Origin of the sequence: Streptomyces sp. NPDC059816 (genome assembly GCF_042732055.1) — a bacterium.
GTDB lineage: Bacteria > Actinomycetota > Actinomycetes > Streptomycetales > Streptomycetaceae > Streptomyces.
In genome coordinates, this window is sequence record NZ_JBHWIQ010000009.1 from 75,615 (window position 1) to 93,445 (window position 17,831).

General features: G+C 74.1%; 9 protein-coding genes. 5 read left to right on the top strand and 4 right to left on the bottom strand.

Features of this window, described 5'->3' with window-relative positions; genetic code table 11:
- Nucleotides 1-120: 120 nt before the first annotated feature.
- Together ACFV88_RS14395 and ACFV88_RS14400 are read left to right on the top strand one after the other, a co-directional pair.
- A complete protein-coding gene (locus ACFV88_RS14395) occupies nucleotides 121-1,035 on the top strand; it encodes an ATP-binding cassette domain-containing protein (RefSeq protein WP_385490282.1) in 915 nt (304 codons plus the stop codon).
- Nucleotides 1,032-1,688, top strand: a complete 657-nt coding sequence (locus ACFV88_RS14400) for a hypothetical protein (RefSeq protein WP_385490285.1) — start codon at nucleotides 1,032-1,034, stop codon at nucleotides 1,686-1,688. Before ACFV88_RS14395 ends, ACFV88_RS14400 begins: the two co-directional genes overlap by 4 nt.
- A gap of 26 nt (nucleotides 1,689-1,714) precedes the next feature.
- On the opposite strand, the gene ACFV88_RS14405 is transcribed toward ACFV88_RS14400, so the two are convergent.
- Together ACFV88_RS14405 and ACFV88_RS14410 are read right to left on the bottom strand one after the other, a co-directional pair.
- Complete coding sequence (locus ACFV88_RS14405) at nucleotides 1,715-3,967, bottom strand: LLM class flavin-dependent oxidoreductase (protein ID WP_385490288.1); 2,253 nt, start codon at nucleotides 3,965-3,967, stop codon at nucleotides 1,715-1,717.
- A gap of 192 nt (nucleotides 3,968-4,159) precedes the next feature.
- Nucleotides 4,160-7,432, bottom strand: a complete 3,273-nt coding sequence (locus ACFV88_RS14410) for a BTAD domain-containing putative transcriptional regulator (protein ID WP_385490291.1) — start codon at nucleotides 7,430-7,432, stop codon at nucleotides 4,160-4,162.
- 162 nt (nucleotides 7,433-7,594) lie between these two features.
- Here ACFV88_RS14410 and ACFV88_RS14415 point away from each other — a divergent pair, with 162 nt between their 5' ends.
- Both ACFV88_RS14415 and ACFV88_RS14420 read left to right on the top strand, forming a co-directional pair.
- Entirely contained in the window at nucleotides 7,595-8,194 is a 600-nt protein-coding gene (locus ACFV88_RS14415; RefSeq protein WP_385490294.1) for an NADPH-dependent FMN reductase, read from the top strand.
- Between the two features lie 134 nt (nucleotides 8,195-8,328).
- Nucleotides 8,329-9,912, top strand: coding sequence for an MFS transporter (locus tag ACFV88_RS14420; RefSeq protein ID WP_385490297.1), 1,584 nt, complete (start codon nucleotides 8,329-8,331; stop codon nucleotides 9,910-9,912).
- A 143-nt stretch (nucleotides 9,913-10,055) separates the two neighbouring features.
- Here the strand turns inward: ACFV88_RS14420 and ACFV88_RS14425 are convergent, their stop codons facing one another.
- Together ACFV88_RS14425 and ACFV88_RS14430 are read right to left on the bottom strand one after the other, a co-directional pair.
- Entirely contained in the window at nucleotides 10,056-12,365 is a 2,310-nt protein-coding gene (locus ACFV88_RS14425) for a salicylate synthase (protein ID WP_385490300.1), read from the bottom strand.
- Nucleotides 12,358-15,888: an amino acid adenylation domain-containing protein gene (locus ACFV88_RS14430; protein WP_385490302.1), complete on the bottom strand. Its 3,531-nt coding sequence runs from the start codon at nucleotides 15,886-15,888 to the stop codon at nucleotides 12,358-12,360. The genes ACFV88_RS14425 and ACFV88_RS14430 overlap by 8 nt, the downstream gene beginning before the upstream one ends.
- A 285-nt stretch (nucleotides 15,889-16,173) precedes the next feature.
- Here ACFV88_RS14430 and ACFV88_RS14435 point away from each other — a divergent pair, with 285 nt between their 5' ends.
- Nucleotides 16,174-17,820 carry a (2,3-dihydroxybenzoyl)adenylate synthase gene (locus ACFV88_RS14435; protein WP_385490305.1) on the top strand — a complete coding sequence of 549 codons (1,647 nt, stop codon included), beginning with the start codon at nucleotides 16,174-16,176 and terminating at the stop codon, nucleotides 17,818-17,820.
- Nucleotides 17,821-17,831 lie beyond the last annotated feature (11 nt).

The window sequence follows — 17,831 nt, forward strand, 5'->3', positions numbered from 1 at the left end:
ACCACGCCGTACGGTGGGTCCCGTGCACCACTTCGACAACGGGAGTTGCGGCTCCAACCGGACCTGCCCGTCGCTGAGTTCACCGCGCGCCGACGACCGGCCCGGCGGCAGGGGGACGGGATGAAGCTGGAAGCCGTGAGCAAGCGCCACGGCCGCGGGGAGTGGGTCCTTTCGGACGTGCACCTCACGGTCCGAGCCGCCGAGATCGTGGCCTTCCGCGGCGACAACGGTTCGGGGAAGTCGACCCTGTTGCGCCTGCTGGCCGGCCTCTCGCGTCCTACACGGGGGAGGATCACCGGCAGACCCCTCTGCGTCGGCTACGTGCCCGACCGGTTCGGCCCGCCCGGACGGCTCTCCGCGCTCGCCTACCTGGTCCACCTCGGTCGGGTCCGTGGACTGTCTACCGACGCCGCTGCCGCACGCGGCCGACGGCTGCTGGAACGGCTGTCGTTGGTCGGCGGCGAGGGCGCGCAGTTACAGACCCTGTCCAAGGGCAACGCGCAGAAGGTCGCACTCGCCCAAGCCCTGCTCGTCCCACCGGAACTCCTGATCCTCGACGAACCGTGGTCCGGTCTCGACGCCTCCGCGCACGACGTGCTCGCGGAGGTCATCACGGAGGTCGCCGAGGCCGGCGGCGCCGTGGTGTTCACCGATCACCGGGAGTCCGTCAGCCGGGCCCGCGCGACCGCCACGTACGCCGTACGGCAGGGGCGGGTGACGGCCCTCCCGGCCGTTGCGGAGCTGAGCACGGGGCGCCCCGCCGCCGAGACCCGCCCCCACGCGGAGGTGGGCCCCGCCACCGAGGTGGTGCTCACCCCCCGCGCCGGCGGACCGTCGGCGCGACCGCTCGACTGGACGGCGGTCGGCGCCCTCTCCCACGCCGTGCGCGGCCCCGACACCGTCCTGCGCGTGGACCCCGCCCACTGCGACACCCTGCTGCTCACGGCGCTGCGCAGCGGATGGTCCGTGGTGGCCGTGACCCACGAGGGAACGCGGACGCCCACCCGACCCGGCCCCGGAGGCGGACCCAGGTGATCGCACTGATCCGCTACTCGCTGGCCGTCGCGCTGCACTCCCAGCGCTATCTGCCCCCGCTGCTGCTCTTCACCGGCCTGCTCGGGGTGCTCACCGTCAGCGGCAGCGGACCGCTGCCGCCGGCGTACGCCTCCTCCGCGGGCGCGCTGTTCATCGCCTCGACCTGGCTGACGGTCGCCCTGCTCGGCCTCGACGGCCCCTCCCAGCGCGCCATCGTCACGGTCAGCGCCGGGCGGTCCTGGAAGGTGCTGGCCGGTTCGACGACCACCGTCCTGCTCAGCTGTCTCCCCCTGCTGGTGCTCGGCCTCTTCTTCCCGCTCTGGGTGGGCGCGTACCAGGTCCGCCCGGTCGATCTGCTGCTCGGTGCGATCGCCCAACTCACCTGCGCGCTCACCGGAACCGCCATCGGACTGCTCTGTTCCCGATCGGTGTTCCGGCGCCCCGGTTACGGGCTCGTCGCCGCCCTCACCCTGGTGCTGACGACGTTGTTCACCCCCGGCCTGCCTCCCGTCAACCACCTCTTCCGACGGATGGCCGACTCCTCCGACTCCGCTGCGCTCCTCGCTCTGGCGGGCGGCATGCTCGCGCTGTCGGTCGTCCTGCTGACGCTCGCGGGGACGGTGACCCACCACCTCGCCACGCGTCGCGACTGAGCGCCTACGCCGGCCCGTGGAGGGGATCAGGCCGGCAGGACCGGGAAGTTGGCGTGGAACACGTTGTCCGGATCGTAGGCGTGCTTGATCCGCAGCAGTCGGCCGAGCGTCGCCGGGGGGTAGGCCCGGGTCAGGGCGGTGGCGTGCTCATGGGTTTCGAAGCTCAGATACAGACCCGTGGCACCCAGCGCGTTCCAGGCGTCGTCCGCGTGACCGCCCGCAGACCCGCGCAGCATCGCGGAGAGGGCGAAGTTCTGGCTGCGGTGGGCGTAGGCGGTCGCGTCGGCGGGCGTGTCGTTGACGGCGCCGCCCACGGAGCGGATCTGGAAGTAGCCCGTGCCGCCGTCCTCGAACATCCCGGCCACGGTCCGGGTGACCCCTTCGTCGAGGTGGTCGACGAGCGCGGAGCGCATGCGGTGGCCGCCTTCGCCGCGGTGCACGGTGCGTCCGGGGGCGACGACCCCCGAGTACGGTACGAGCTGGGCCTGCTGCTGGAGCACGGGGGCGATGCCGAGGAAGGGCTCCAGCGCCGCGACCGCGGCCTCGGTGTCGTCGCCCGCCCACAGGGCGTACGTCTGGCCGATCACCTGTCCGCGCTGCCGGACGACGGTGAGGAACGGGGTCAGCTCCCGGGGGCTCGCCTCGACCAGTGCGCCCCAGGCGCCCAGGAAGCCCGCCAGGTCGGACGCGTCATGGGCGAAGACGGCGAGCACCACGTCATCGAGTTCCGTCGCCTCGATGTCGAACGAGGTGACGACGCCCATGTTGGCTCCTGCGCCCCGTAGCGCCCAGAACAGATCGGGCTCGTGGTCGGCGTCGGCGGTCACCCGTCGGCCGTCCGCGAGGACCACTTCGACGGCCTTGACGTGGTCGATGGTGAGGCCGTACGAGCGGGCGAGGAAGCCGATCCCGCCGGTCGTCGCGAGCCCGCCCGCGCCCACCCCACCGGAGTCGCCGGAGCTGATGGCCAGACCGTGCGGGGCGAGCTTCGCCGCGACCTCGCCCCAGCGCGCGCCGGCTCCGACCCGGACCAGACGGCGTTCGCGGTCCAGCAGGGTCACCTGGTCGAGCGCGCCGAGACCGATCACGATTCCGCCGTCGTTGGTGGACCGTGAGCTGATGCCGTGGCCGCCGCTGCGGACGGAGAGGGGTACGGACTGGGTCCGGGCGTAGCGGACCGCGTCGGCCACCTGGTCGGCGGTGGAGGGCCGCAGGACGAGTCCCGGTGCACCCCGCCACAGGTACGTGGACCGCACGTTCTCGTAGGCGCGGTCCCCCGGTTCCACGGCCCGCTCGGCGAGGGAGTCGGGCACCGCGTCGTGGTCGATGCCGTCGTGCCGCAGGGCCAGGGCGGCGGCCGGCCGGATCCGTCCGCTGACGGCCGTGCCGGAAGAGGCCCGTTCGGCGGCGACCGCCTCGCGCAGGGCCGGGGCCACTTCCCGGCCGAAGACGGAGAGCACGCGCGGGTCGTCGGAGCCGAGGACGAAGGTGCTGAAGCCGTCCTCCAGGACGAACGGCAGCAGCTCCTCCACCCACTGCTCGGGCGGACCCTGGAGCTGCCCTGAGGAGGGGCCGAAGGCACCGCTGATGTTGAGCAGCCGGCGGATCTCCCGGGGGTCGCGGCCGACGCGCTCGGCTTCCTCGTCGATGAGGGCATTGCTCTCGGACACGGTCGGCGAGCCGAGGTAGCTCAGACTGGGCAGCCACCCGTCGGCCTTGGCGCCGACCATCCGCAGCAGCCGCGGCTTGTAGGCACCCAGCCAGATCGGTATGTCGTGGGCCGGGGCGGGGCCGCGCTTGGCGCCGTCCACCGAGTGGAACCCTCCCGCCACGCGCAGGGGACCTCGTTCGTCGGTGTCCCAGATCCCCCGGATGATGTCGATCGCCTCGCCGAGCGCCGTGACGCGTTGTCCGGGCGTCAGGGCGGGCACGCCCATGGCGCTGATGGCCTCCCAGAAGGCGCCGGCCCCCAGTCCGAGGCCCAGCCGGCCCCCGGAGAGCAGGTCCAGGCTGGTCGCCGTGCGGGCGAGGACGGCGGGGTTGCGCAGCGGCACACCGGTGACGTTGCTTCCCACGCGGATGCGCCGGGTGTGTGCGGCCACCCAGCTCAGCAGCGTCCAGGTGTCGAGCAGCCCGGGGTTGTAGGGGTGGTCCTGGAAGGTGACGAGGTCGAGGCCGACCTCCTCGGAGAGGACGGCGAGGTCCACCACGCCCCGGGGGTCACGGGTGCTGGGGGTGAGGAACGAGCCGAACTCCAGTTCGTGCCCATAGTCGGCCATGGTGCTGCCTCCCCTGGAGGTGTGGGTGCGCCGTTGACGGCGGGTGCGTCCACCCTAACGATGTCGTTGAATGGTCAACGAACAGGGTCGTCGGGTTATGCCCGGTCGCTCCCGTGACCCTGCCGACACGCCCCACCACCGACCCGGCCTGACGAGCACCGGCGGCCGACCCCGGGCCGACGCCCCGTGCCCTCAGGGCGACGGCACGAGGTCGCCCAGGGCACTGTCGGGGTCCGGGGAACGACCCCGCGCGAACGCGGCGGCGAAGCCGTCCGCCCCCAGGGCCCGCCGCGCCCGGGCGCCGACCCGGTCCACGTCGCCCCGCTCGCCGTCCGGCAGGGGCGCGCCCACGGCGCAGCGGGCCGCGTCGGCGGCGCCCAGCAGCCGAGCGGCCTCCTCGACGTCCCCGAACAGCGAACGCGCGGCGGCCAGCCCCTCCAGGCCCAGCGCCAGCGCCCTCGGATCACCCGAGCCCCGGGCGGTGGCCAGGCCCTCCGCATGGAGCCGCAGGGCCGTGTCCCGGTCCCCCCGCGCCTCCGCGACGAAGCCCAGTTCCGCCAGGATCAGCGGCGGCCGGGCGGGCTCGTAGCCGAGCCGACGGTGCAGGACGAGGACCCGGTCGAAGCCCGCCTCCGCGGCGTCGAGGTCGCCGGCGCGGCGCGCCCCCATCGCGAGCCCCGTCTCCGCGTACTGCTCGCTCATCCCGTCCGACTGCTCCACGGCGAGCCGCCGCGCCCGCCCGTGGTACTCGGCGGCCAACGGCAGGTCACCGGTGAGCAGCGCGATCCGCCCGAGCCCGGAGAGCTGGAAGGACACCTCCCGCCACAGCCCCAGGTCCTCCGCCAGGCGCAGGGCCTCCCGGTGCAACCGGCCGGCGCTCGCGTAGTCGCCGGTCACCTCCGCGAGGGTCTGGAGCGGGACCAGGGACTGCACCTGGCCCCAGGCGTCCCCCAACTCCGTGAAGACCCGCAGGCTCTGTTCGCCGAGACCGCGCAACACGCCGAAGCGGCCCCGCAACTTCGCCTGGCACGCCTGGCTCGCGAGCGCCGCCGCCGTGCCCCACCGGTCGCCCATCGCACGGAACTCGCCCAGCGCCCCGGTGATCAGCTCCTCGCTCGGCGTCGCATCGGTGATGCCGTACAGGTTCAGGCCGAGGAACCAGCGGGACCACGCCAACCCCGCGGGGTCGTCCACGTCCTCGAACCGCGCCAGGGCCGTCCGGTACTCGGCCGCCGGGTCGGCGGTGCCGCCCAGCGCGAGGCGGACCCCGCCCAGCAGCGCGCTCGCCCGGGCGATGCGCGCGGCCCGCTCCCCGGGGCGTCCGTCGGTCGGGTACGGCACCGCGAGGGCCCGGGTCAGTGCGCGCTCGGCCTCCCGGTGACGGCCCCGCAGGTACCAGTACCAGCCCAGGGCGTTCACCAACCGCAGCGCGCGCTCGCCGTCGCCGTCCCGTACCGCGCCCTCCAGCGCCGCCCGCAGGTTCGCGTTCTCCGTGTCCAGGCGGCGCAGCCACTCCCGCTGGCCGTGGCCCCGCAGATGGGGTGCGGCGCGCTCGGCCAGGCGGGTGTAGTGGTCGCGGTGCCGCTCCTGGAGCCCGGCCAGCTCGCCCGCCGCCCGGAGCCGGTCGAGGCAGTACGCCGCCACCGACTCCAACAGTCGGTAGCGGGGCCCGTCGGTGCCGTCGCGCACCACGACCAGCGACCCGTCCACCAGCCGCGTCAGCAGGTCGAGCACATCGTGACGGTCCACGCCGCCGGCCGGGCAGACCGCTTCCGCGGCGGGCAGGTCGCAGCCGTCGGCGTGCACGGCGAGGCGCGTGAGGACGGTGCGCTCCCGCTCACCGAGCAGCTCCCAGCTCCAATCGATGACCGCCCGCAGGGTCCGTTGGCGCGGAGGGGCGCCGCGCACCCCGGAGGCCAACAGTCGGAAGCGGTCGTCCAGTCGGGCCGCGAGCTCGTTCAAGCCCAGCACCCGCACCCGGGTGGCGGCCATCTCCACGGCGAGCGGTATCCCGTCGAGCCGCCGACAGATCGCGGCGACCTCCTCCCGGGTGGTGGCGTCGAGCACGAACGGGGCGACGGCCGCCGCACGGGCCGCGAAGAGGGCCACCGCGTCCGGTTCGGCCAGCGGCGGCACCTCCTGGAGGCGTTCCCCGGGCACCCCCAACGGGAGTTGACTGGTCGCCAGGACCCGTAGCCCGGGCAGCGCCGTCTGCAGCCGGCCCACCAGGTCGGCCACGGGTTCGACGACGTGTTCGCAATTGTCGAGGACCAGCAGGGAGGGCCGGTCGCCCAAGGCGTGGGCCACCCGATCGGCCAGCGACCGCGGCCGGTCGCCCGGCGTGGCGACGTCGTCGCGGACCCCCGCGACATCGGCCACCAACTCCAGTGCCCGGGTGTCGTCCGCTCCGTGCGCGGGCGGCAGGGCGGCGAGGTCGGCCAGCCGCACCCCACCGGGGTCCGCAGCGGCCGAGCGGGCGGCCGCCGCCCATGCCAGCCGGGTCTTGCCGACCCCGCCGGGCCCGGTGAGCGTGACCAACCGGTGGGCGGCGAGGACCCCGTCGAGTTCCCGTACCGCCGCGTCCCGACCGACCAGCTCGGTCAGTCCGCCGGGGAGCCGGGCCGGTGGCCTGGCCGCGGTGGTGACCGGTGCGGGCGCCGCGGTCAGCGACGGGTCCTGGCTGAGGATCGCCCGGTGCAGCGCGACCAGCGGAGGGCTCGGATCGACCCCCAACTCGTCGGCCAGCCGCTCCCGCAACTCCGTGTAGCCGGCGAGCGCGGCACTCTGCCGGCCGGCCAGGTACAGCGCCCGCACATGCGCGGAGCGCAGCCGCTCCCGTAGCGGATGTCGTTGGGTCAGATCGCCCAACTCGTCTGCCACCAAGACGTGTTCCCCCAGGGCGAGCCGGGTTTCGGCCTGTTCCTCCCATGCGGTCAGCCGCTGCTCGGTGAGCCGGGCGGCGACGGCACGGGCGAACTCCTCGTCCGCGAAGTCCCCGTAGGCGGGGCCCCGCCAGAGCGCGAGGGCCTCGGCCCACAGGGCGGCCCGTGCGGCCGGGTCCTCGGTGGCCCGCGCAGAGTCCGTCAGGGCGTCGAACTGATCAGCGTCCACGGTGTGCACGGGGTCCGGACACCGGGCGCTGCCCGTGCCGTCCGTGTCGTTCGGGGAAGGCGCACCGGTGTGCAGCCGGTAACCGGCCGGGAGCGACACGACCAGGTCCCGGCCACCGGGCTCGGCGCCCTCCAACGCCCGACGCAGCTGCCACACCTTGTTCTGGAGCGCTGCCGCGGGACGGCGCGGTAGCCGGTCCCCCCACAGGTCGTCGATCAACCGGTCGGCGGAAACCGGGCCGTCGCGGTGGGTGAGCAGACACGCCAGTAGCGCGCGGACCTTGAGTTCGGGGACCTGTACCGGTCGCCCGTCCGATGTCCACACGGCCAGTGGACCGAGCACCCCGAAACGCATGGCCTCACGCTAACCCATGCTCAGGGCCGCGCTCCGCCCTCGGGAACCGGCCGGGAGCGGCCCCCGGGCGAACCGTCCGGCACCGAGAGCGGACCGGGAGCGGACCGAGAGGGGCCACCGGCACGGTCGGTGCCGGAACACGAAGAGAGCGAGGCAACCGACATGACCGCCCCGTCCGACACCACCGAACGCGGTCTGCGCCTGACCGTCATCATCGGCAGCGTGCACGCCCATCGCTTCGGCCCCACCCCGGCCCGCTGGATCGCGGCGCTGGCCGCGGCCCGCGAAGGGCTGGAGGTCGACGTGATCGACCTCGCCGAGGTGTGGCTCCCCGACGTCCACCCGGATCGGACCGGCGCCCCGCCCCCGCCCGCGGTCCGCGACCTCGCCCCCTGGCTGGCCGGCGCGGACGCCTTCGTGATCGTGACCCCGGAGCACAACGGCAGCATCCCGGCGCCCCTCAAGAACGCGATCGACTGGTACGTCGACGAATGGCGTGCCAAGCCCGTCGGCTTCGTCAGCTACGGCGGGCCGTCGGGCGGGCTGCGCGCCGTGTCGCACCTGAGGGAGATCTTCTCCGCGCTGCACGCCGCCACCGTCCGCGACACGGTCGCCTTCGTCGGCCCGGACGACCGCTTCGACGGGCAGGGCCGCCCCACCGACCCCGACGCGGAGGCGGCTGCCGAGGCGCTGCTGGACCAACTCACCTGGTGGGGCCGGGCCCTACGGGAAGCCCGGGAACGACGGCCGTTCCCCGTCTGACCTCACCTGTCGTCCTCGGGACGGCGGCGCCTGCCCGCGCGCCCCCACCGGGCCGCCTCCCGGCGGCACCGGGAACACCTCACGCCCCTGACGGCCGGCCGTCGTTCGACGGACCGTGCCCGGAAAGGAAGACCATGCCCTCCACCGTCCCCACGCAGGTCCCGGAGAAGGCAGGGCCACGACAATGGGCCGGCCTCGCCGTCCTGGCGCTGCCCACCCTGCTGATCTCCCTCGACCAGAGCGTGCTGTTCCTGGCCCTCCCGCACCTCGCGGAGTCCCTGGACCCCAGCGCCAACCAAACGCTGTGGATCATGGACATCTACGGGTTCATGATCGCCGGGTTCCTGGTGACGATGGGCACCCTGGGCGACCGCATCGGCCGCCGCAAAATGCTCACCGGCGGGGCCGTCGTGGTCGGCGTGGCCTCCCTGCTGGCCGCGTTCTCCACCAGCGCCGAAATGCTGATCGTCACCCGCGCCCTGCTCGGCATCGCCGCCGCCACCCTGATGCCGTCCACCCTGGCCCTGATCGGCACCCTCTTCCGCGACCCGCTCCAGCGCGGCCGGGCCATCGCCGTGTGGGCCTGCTGCTTCATGGGCGGCACCGCACTCGGGCCCGTGGTCGGCGGGATCATGCTGGAGTACTTCTGGTGGGGCTCCGTGTTCGTGCTCGGCGTCCCGGTGATGGTGCTGCTGCTCGTCACGGCGCCGTTCGTGCTGCCGGAGTACCGCAACCCCGATGCCGGTCGGATCGACCTGCCCAGCGTGGTCCTCTCGCTCGGCGCCATCCTCCCCGTCATCTACGGCCTCAAGGAGATCGCCCGCGAGGGGTGGGGGCTGCTCCCGCCGCTCGCCATCGCGGTCGGGCTCGCCATCGGCTTCTTGTTCGTCGCACGCCAACACAAGCTTTCCGCACCGCTGTTGGACCTGACCCTGTTCCGACAGGGCGCCTTCACGGCCTCGCTCCTCATCCTGATGCTGGCCATGATCACCATGGGGGGCAGCTACCTGTTCATCACCGGGTACCTCCAGATGGTCGAAGGGCTCTCCCCGTTCGAAGCCGGACTGTGGATGGTGCCCTCCGCGCTGGTCTCCGTGGTCACCGCGATGCTCGCCCCCACACTCGCCAAGCGGTTCCCGATCGGAGTCATCATCGGGACCGGCCTCGTCGTCACGGCCGTCGGCTACGCCCTGCTCGTCTTCGTCGACCCGGTCGCCGGACTCCCGCTGCTCCTCACGGGCTTCGTCGTCGCCTTCATGGGCACCGGTCCCATCGGCGCCCTGGGCACCAACCTCGTGGTCGGCTCCGCGCCGCCGGAGAAGGCGGGGTCCGCCGCCTCGATGTCGGAGACGAGCGGGGAGTTCGGGGTCTCCTTCGGCCTGGCGGGGCTCGGCAGCCTCGGCGGGGCGGTCTACCAGGGCCAGATCACCGTCCCCGAAGGCCTACCGGAGGAAGCCGCCGAGGCCGTGGGCAGCAGCATCGAGGGGGCACTGGCGGCAGCCGAGACACTGCCCCCGGCGCTGGGCGAACAGGTGCTGTCCGCCGCGGGGGAGGCGTACACGGCGGGGCTCAACACCGTTGCCGTGGTCTGCGCGGTGCTCGCCGCGGTGACCGCGGGAATCGCCCTGACCGTGCTGCGCCGGGCGGGGTCGGCCGCCGCGCACCCCACGCCTGACGACGGTTCCGAGGCCCCGCAGCCGGTGGCCCAGCACCACTGACCGCGTCGGGAGCGCCCGCGGCCCTGCGGACCGCCGGCGCTCGTCGGTGCTTGTCGGCGTCTGCCGCGGGCAGCCCCCGGCCGCGGTCGAAGGAGTCCGTGCCCCGGGCGCCCCGCCGCACCAGGGGCGCCCGACGCCGGTGCTCAGCCGGTCAGCGCCGCGGACTGCTCGTCCAGGTCACGGGCCCCGCGGGCACCGCCCGACGGGGCGTCCGCGGCCGGGACCAGGAACCCCGACACGCTCCGCAGCTTCTCCCGGGTCTCCTCCAACTCCCGCTCCGGCGTGGAGTCCGCGACGACGCCCGCCCCCGCCCGCAACCAGGTCCGCCCCTCGTGGCGGTACACGCTCCGCAGCACCAGCGCCGCGTCGATGGTCCCGTCGGCGTCCACCGTCAGCACCGCACCGCTGTAAAGACCGCGGGGCCCGGGCTCGCTGCGCCGGATCAGGGCACACCCCTCGGCCTTGGGGATGCCGGACGCGGTGACGGCGGGGAAGAGCGCACCCACGGCGTCCCACGCGGTGCGCCCGGGCGCCAGGGTGCCGGAGAGACGGGAAGCGAGGTGCTGGACGCTGCCCCGTTCCTTCACCGACATGAAGTCGTCGACGGTGACGCTCTCCGCAGAGCAGACCCGGTGGAGCTCCTCGGCCGCCAACCGGACCGACATCGCGTGCTCGAACACCTCCTTCGCATCGCGGTACAACTCGGCCCGACGGTCGTGGTCCGCCTCGGGATCGCCCTCCAGGGCGCGGGTCCCGGCCAGCGGCTGGGCGGTGACCACCCGGTCGTCCCCCGTGACCCGGGTGACGATCTCGGGACTGAACCCCGCCGCCTCCCAGCCGCCGAGCCGCAGCAGGAAGGAGCGCGCCGGATCGTTGCCCCGACGCCCCTCCACGTAGGTGGCGGGCAGATCGACCGGCGAGGTGACCGGCACGGTCCGGGACAGGATCACCTTGGTGAGACGTGCGGCGCGGATCTCCCGCACCGCCGCGGCCACGGACGCCCGGTACGCGTCGGCGCCGTGCTGCTCGATGTCCACCGTCACCCGCGCGGTGCCGCCGATCGCGCCGCCGAGGGCAGCGGCCGCACGGACGCGCCGCTCCAGGGCGTCGAGCTCGTCCGGATCGAGGCAACGCAGCAGCGCCGTGCCCGCGTCGAGGCGTACCTCCCGGTCCGGCACCACCAGGTGCGCCAGGGGCGCGTCCCCGGGAACGGGCGGCAACCCGTGCAGCGGATAGCTCAGCTCGAACGCGGCCCAACCGTAGGCCCGCCAGTTCCGCACGGGGACGGCGGCCAAGGCCCGGTCGAGCGTCCGGAGCACCCCGCCGTCGGTGGGGAACACCGTTGACGCGCCCGCGGCGTCGGCGTCCCGACCGGGGCCGCGCAGGGCGAGGACCGTCCGGTCGGGGTGCACGGTGACCCGGGCGTGCGCGCCTTCGGCCCAACCGACGGCGCCCCGGTCCTCGTACAGGACGTGGTCCTCGTGGGACGTCGCCGACAGCGCCGCCGCGGTGTTCAGCGGCTCGCCGGTCAGCGCGATGCGACGTTCGTGGTGGGCGCGGGCCTGGGTCCGCACGGCCTCACTTCCTTTCCCGGAGCCGATCGGTCCGGTGGGACGGGGCGTTCCGAGGGGTGCGCCGGGCGGGGGAGCGGACCTCGGGGCGCGGGCCGCGGCCGTCTCGCTGCGCAGGGCCCGCAGGACGTGGTCGAGTACCCACGGCGGGTCGTCGAGGAGGTAGAAGTGACCACCGGCGAACACCCGGGTGCCGCGGAACCGGGCGGCGACCTCTTCCCAACGGGACCCGTCGCTCACCGGCACGCCCCGGTCGAGCGCCCCGAGGAGCACCCGGAGCGGGGTGTCGATCCGGGGCCGGTCCAGATCGGGTGCGTACCCTCCGATCACCTGGAAGTCGGCCCGGCACGGCGGCAGGATCAACTCCCGTACGTCGGGGTCGTCGAGGAGTGCGTCGGGGGTGCCGCCGCGTTCGCGCAGATAGGCGACGATGGCTTCGTCGTCGTAGTCGGCCACCGGCGACGGGAACTCCCGGAGCCGGCGGGGGCTGGGCCGGGCCGACACGAACAACGCCGTCGGTCGGGGGCCAGGGCGGGCCTCCAGCCTGCGGGTCACCTCGAAGGCGAGGGAAGCACCCATGCTGTGCCCGAACAGGACGGTCGGCCGGTCCAGCCAGGGCACGAGCGCGGCCGTCGCGGTGTCCGCCAGCGCCGTCATCGACGTCAACGGGGGCTCCGACACACGGCTTTCGCGTCCCGGCAGCACCGCCGACAGCACTTCGACCTCCGACGGTGCGGCCCTGGCCCAGTCCCGGTAGAACGCCGGCGACCCGCCCGCCGGGCCGAAGCACACCACTCGGGCCGCGGCCTTCGGCCGGGGGACGTAGCGACGGAACCAAGTCTCGGGGTCCGGGGCCCGCGTGCCCCTCGGTTGCTCAGCCACGATCGGACTCCGCGAGGTCGCCGTCGTGCCCCGCCGTCGAGGCCAACCGGGCGTCGAGTTCCTCCTCGGACAGGGATTCGATCTCCAGGAAGAGTTCCGCGACGACCTCCCACCGACCCCCGTCCGTGTCCCGGGCGGCCAGCGCACGGGCGAGCCGCGCGACGGTCAGGGAGGACAGCACGTCGTGCACCGTGACGTCCTCGGTGTCCAGGTACTCACGCAGCAGCGCGACGACACGAGTGGCGAGGACGGAGTCGCCGCCGAGCGAGAAGAAGTCCTCGTCCCGCCCGGGCGTCCCCGTGTCGAGCACCCGGCTCCAGACCCGGGCGATGACCTCCTCCAGGGCGGTCCTGGCGGCCTCACCCCCACCGCCGGCCGCCCGCTCGGCGGCCAGGAGCGCCCGCAGCGCCCGCCGGTCCACCTTGCCGTTCGCCGTCAGCGGCAGTTCGGCGACGACGGCGAGGACGTCGGGCAGCATGGGGGCGGGCAGTCGTTGCGCGGCCAGGTCCCGCAGTTCGGCGGCAGCGGTCGGCGTGGTGCCGGTCGCCACGACCGCGCACAACCGGGGGGCGGGACCGTCGCGCAGCACCAGGGCGGAGACCCGGCGCACCGCGGGGTGGGCGGCCAACGCCGCCTCGACCTCTCCCAGTTCGATGCGGAACCCGCGGACCTTCACCTGGTCGTCCGCCCGGCCGAGGAACTCCAGGGTCCCGTCCGGCCAGTAGCGGGCCCGGTCACCGGTGCGGTACCAGCGCACGCCGTCCCGGACCGGGAACCGGTCCGCGGTGCGCTCCGGGTCGCCCCGGTAGCCGTCGGCGACCCCGGCGCCGCCGATCCACAGCTCGCCCGCCACCCAGTCGGGACGGTCCCGGCCCTGGACGTCGACGACCCGGCAGCGGACGTTCCGCAGCGGCCTGCCGTAGGGAACGCTGCTCCAGTGGGCCGGCACCTGCCCACCGGTCACTTCCTGGACCGTCGAGTGGACGGCGGTCTCGGTGGTGCCGCCGAGTGCGAGGAAGCGACAGTCGGGGACCCGGTCGTGCAGCCGGACCGGCAGGTCCACCCCCACCCAGTCACCGCCGAGGAGCACCGCCCGCAACGAGCCGCCGAGCGGCGTGCGTTCGGCGGCGGTCAGCAGCATGTCCAGCAGCCCCGGCACGCAGTTCAGCACGGTGACACCGTGTTCGCGCACCAGGTCGGCCCAGCCGGCGGCGTCCTTGCGGGACCGTTCGTCCACGGTGACGACGGCGCCACCGACCGACAGGGGGGCGAAGACGTCGAAGACCGAGAGGTCGAAGTCGAGGGCGGACAGCGCCAGCGTGCGGTCCGCGGGTCCGATCCCCAGCCGTTCGACGAGGTCAGCGAGGGTGTTGGCGGCGGCCCGGTGGGAGACCTCGACCCCCTTCGGCCGACCGGTGGAACCGGAGGTGAACAGCAGGTACGCGATCTCGTCCGGTGCCGCGTACACCGGCTCGGGCAGTGGGCGGGGCCATCGGGCGGCCTCGTGGAGAGCCAACGCCCCGGGGCCGCCGGCGGATGCGATGACGAGGGCCGCGCCCGCCCCGTCGCGGATCGCCGCGGCCCGGACGGGCGGCTGCTCCACGCCGATCGGCACGTAGTGCGCCCCCGCCGCGTGGACCCCGAGCACCGCCACCACCTGGTCCGGGCCCTTGGGCAGGCTGACGGCGACGGCGTCACCGGGGCGCACCCCGTGCTCGCGCAGCGCCCCGGCCACCCGGAGCGCCCGCTCGGCGAGTCGGCCGTAGCCGAGGGCGGGGGCGTCGCCGGACAGCACGGCCGGGGCGTCGGGCGCGATCCGGGCACGGGCGAAGAAGGCGTGGTGCAGGGGGTGTCGGGGGAGCGGGCCGTCGGTGCGGTTGGCTTCGGCGCGGACGGTCACCCGGTCGGGAGCGACCAGCGGCCCCACCGGAACGTCCCAGGCGGTGCCGTCCGCGATCCGGTCGATCAAGGCCGTGAAGGCCGTGAACATGGCCTCGGCACTGCCTTCGGGAAGGGCGTCCGAGCGCACGTCCCAGTTGACGAGCAGCCCGTCGTGCACCTCGGTGACCTGGGCGTCGAGGAGCACCTGCGGTCCCTGGGAGACGATCCACACCGGCTCGCCGAGGCAGGCTTCGACCTCGTCACCGAAGAGCTCGCCGAGATCGAGGGCACTGGTGAACACGACCGGGGCGAGGACCTGCGCGCCCCGGTCCCGGGAGAGGTCACGCAGGACCTCGATGCCGGAGTACGAGGAGTGGGCCGCCGCCGCGTGCATCCGCTCCTGGGTGTCCCTGGCCCGGTCGGTGAAGGTGCCCGGCTCGGTGAGGTCGACGTCGAGCAGGACGGAGCCGGTGAAGTCGCCGACGAGCAGGTCCACATCGGGGTGCAGCGGCCGTCGGTCGAAGAGGGGGACGTTCAGCAGGAAGCGGGGCTCACCGCTCCAGGCGCCGATCACCTCGGCGAAGGCGGTGGCGACGGCGACCGCGGGGGTCACCGCGTGCGCCCGGGCCCGCGCCGTGAGCGCCGTGCGCCGTTCGGGGTCGAGCCAGTGGTGCAAGCGGGTCACCCGGCCGCCGCTCCCGCTGCCCGACCCGGGACGGGTGGGCAACTCGGGGGCGCCGGGCAGGACGCCCAACCGGTCCCGCCACCAGTGGACGTCCCGCTCGCGGGGCGGTTCGGCGCGGCGCTCGGCGAGGTACCGGGCGTAGTCGTAGCCCAGATGCGGCAACGGGGCGTCGGGTTGCTCGTAGAGGTGCACCAGATCGGCGAGCAGCACGCGGTAGCTGCGGGCGTCGGCGGCGAGCATGTCGACGTCCACGTGGACCCGGGTGCGGCCACCGGGCAGCAGGGTCACCCGGACGTCGATCATCCGACCCGCGGCGACGTCCAGCATCTGGTGGGAGAGACGGTCCCGGAGCCGGTCGGCCTCCTGCTCCGCCTCCTGGGGGGTCGCTCCGCGCAGGTCGAGGACCGGGAGCCGACCGTCGTGCGCCCGGGGCCCGATCACCTGCCGGCCGTCGTCGAGGACACGGGCGCGCAGCATCGGGTGGCGGTCGATCAGGGCGGCCACGGCGACCCCGAGACGATCGGGGTCGACACCGGTCCCGTCGAACTCGGTGTAGAGGTGGGCGGCCACCGCACCCAGGGCCTGGGAGCCGCCCCGACCCACCCAGTAGGCGTGCTGCATCAGAGCCAGCGGGAACGGCTCCGTACCGCCCGCGGCCGCCACGGCACTAGACGGGAGCGGTCCCGGTGCCGGCCCCCCGGTGGGCTGCGGCGGATCGGTGGGCGGGTCCGTGCCCGGAGCCCCGGCCAGCAGGGCGTTCCACTCCGCGAGCGTCGGCCGGCGTGCCAGATCGGCGAATCCCACGTCGATGCCCGAGCGGCGCAGTCGGTTCGCCACTCCCATCAGCTTCAGTGAGTCCAGGCCGAGTTCAATGAGGCTGTCGTGGTCACCGGGCGGCTCGGTATCGCCGCCGAGCAGGTCGGTGACCACATCGCGGAGGTCGTCGATGGACAGCATGAAGCGGCATCTTCCTAACACGTCGTGTGAGGGGAGTTGCGGGCGTCGGCAGTGGGCCGAGAAGGGCACTGATCCATGGGCCCGAAGCCGAACGACAGGGAGAACGGCCCGGACGGCCGTCCCGGGGACCCTCGGCAACGGGAGGTGTGCAACGACGGTGGTTAGGTTAACCTAACCGTGCCAGTTTGTGGATGCCGCCCAGTGCGCCTGGGGCGCGCACGCGCTGACGACCAGGCGCCCGTGCGGAGCGTGAACCGCCCCCCGGACCAGGAGAGTCGAGCCCACGTGACGTCACACACCCCCCCGACCCCCACCCCCCGTCCCTCGGGGCTGACCCCCTGGCCCGAAGAACTCGCGGCCCGCTACACCGCGGCCGGCCACTGGGACGGACGGACCCTCGGCGCCCTGCTGCGCGAATGGTCGACGCGGTACGCCGACCGCACCGCGATCACCGCCGGGACCACCCGGCTGACGTACCGTCAACTCGATCGACGCGCTAACCGGATGGCGGCGGGCCTCGCGGAACTCGGCATCCGGCCCGGCGACCGGGTCCTGGTCCAGCTGCCCAACAACGCCGCGTTCCCCGTGCTCCTCTTCGCCCTGTTACGCCTCGGTGCCGTCCCCGCACTGACCCTGCCCGCACACCGCAGCACCGAGATCGGTCAGCTGGCCCGACTGTCCGGCGCCGTCGCGTACGTCATCGCCGATGAACACGGCGGCTTCGACTATCGTCAACTCGCCGCGGACATCCAGGCGCAGGCCCCCGCACTGCGGTACGTCCTGGTGGACGGGGAGCCCGGCCCGTTCCACGCCCTCGCCGAGGTCGACGCCGCACCGCGCGAGCTGCCCGAGCCGGACCCCACGGACCTCGCACTGCTCCTGGTGTCCGGTGGCACGACCGGGGTGCCCAAACTGATCCCGCGCACCCACAACGACTACGGCTACAACGCCCGGGCGAGCGCCGAGGCCTGCGAACTCGACGCCGACACGGTGTACTTGGCCTGTCTGCCGATCGCCCACAACTTCCCCCTGGCCTGCCCCGGCATGCTCGGCACCCTCGCGGTCGGCGGCCGAGTGGTGCTCGCGCCCTCCCCCGACCCGGGGGACGCCTTCCCCCTCATCGCATCAGAACGGGTCACCCACACCGCACTGGTGCCGCCGCTGATCCCCCTGTGGATCGACGCCGCGGAATGGGACCCCGCGGACCTCTCCAGCCTGCGCGTCCTACAGGCCGGAGGCTCCAAACTCTCCGCCGACCTCGCCCGGTCCGTCCCCGACGCCCTGGGCTGCGCCGTGCAACAGGTCTTCGGCATGGCCGAGGGGCTGCTCAACTACACCCGCTCCGCGGACACCCCCGACCTGGTGGCCCGCTCCCAGGGCAGGCCGCTCAGCGAGGACGACGAACTGCGCATCGTGGACCCCACGGGCCGCCCGGTCGCGCCCGGCGAGGTCGGTGAACTCCTCGTCCGCGGCCCGTACACCCTGCGCGGCTACTACCGGGCCCCCGAGGTCAACGCCACCGCGTTCACCCACGACGGCTACTACGCCTCCGGCGACCTGGTCCGTCAACTGCCCTCCGGGCACCTGATCGTCGAGGGTCGGGTCAAGGACACCATCGACCGCAACGGCGAAAGCGTGTCCGCCGAGGAGGTGGAGGGCCAAGTGGCCGCCCATCCCGAAGTGCGGCGCTGCGCCGCGGTGGGCCTCCCCGACCCCAGCGGAGGAGGGGAACGGATCTGCGCGGTGATCGTCCCGGCCGGCCCACGAGCGCCGACCGTGCAGACGCTGCGCGCGTTCCTGATGGAACGCGGCCTGGCCGCCTACAAACTCCCCGACCGCGTCGACGTCGTCACGGACCTCCCGCTGACGGCCATCGGGAAGATCGACAAACGGGCCCTGCGCACCCGGCTGACCGCGACCGACCGCGGCTGAACCGGTGGGCG

Excerpts from the sequence above, each read along its gene's own strand:
- ACFV88_RS14395 (WP_385490282.1), top strand. The coding sequence starts at position 121 with ATGAAGCTGGAAGCCGTGAGCAAGCGCCACGGCCGCGGGGAGTGGGTC.
- ACFV88_RS14405 (WP_385490288.1), bottom strand. The coding sequence starts at position 3,967 with ATGGCCGACTATGGGCACGAACTGGAGTTCGGCTCGTTCCTCACCCCC.
- ACFV88_RS14410 (WP_385490291.1), bottom strand. The coding sequence starts at position 7,432 with ATGCGTTTCGGGGTGCTCGGTCCACTGGCCGTGTGGACATCGGACGGG.
- ACFV88_RS14415 (WP_385490294.1), top strand. The coding sequence starts at position 7,595 with ATGACCGCCCCGTCCGACACCACCGAACGCGGTCTGCGCCTGACCGTC.
- ACFV88_RS14420 (WP_385490297.1), top strand. The coding sequence starts at position 8,329 with ATGCCCTCCACCGTCCCCACGCAGGTCCCGGAGAAGGCAGGGCCACGA.
- ACFV88_RS14430 (WP_385490302.1), bottom strand. The coding sequence starts at position 15,888 with ATGCTGTCCATCGACGACCTCCGCGATGTGGTCACCGACCTGCTCGGC.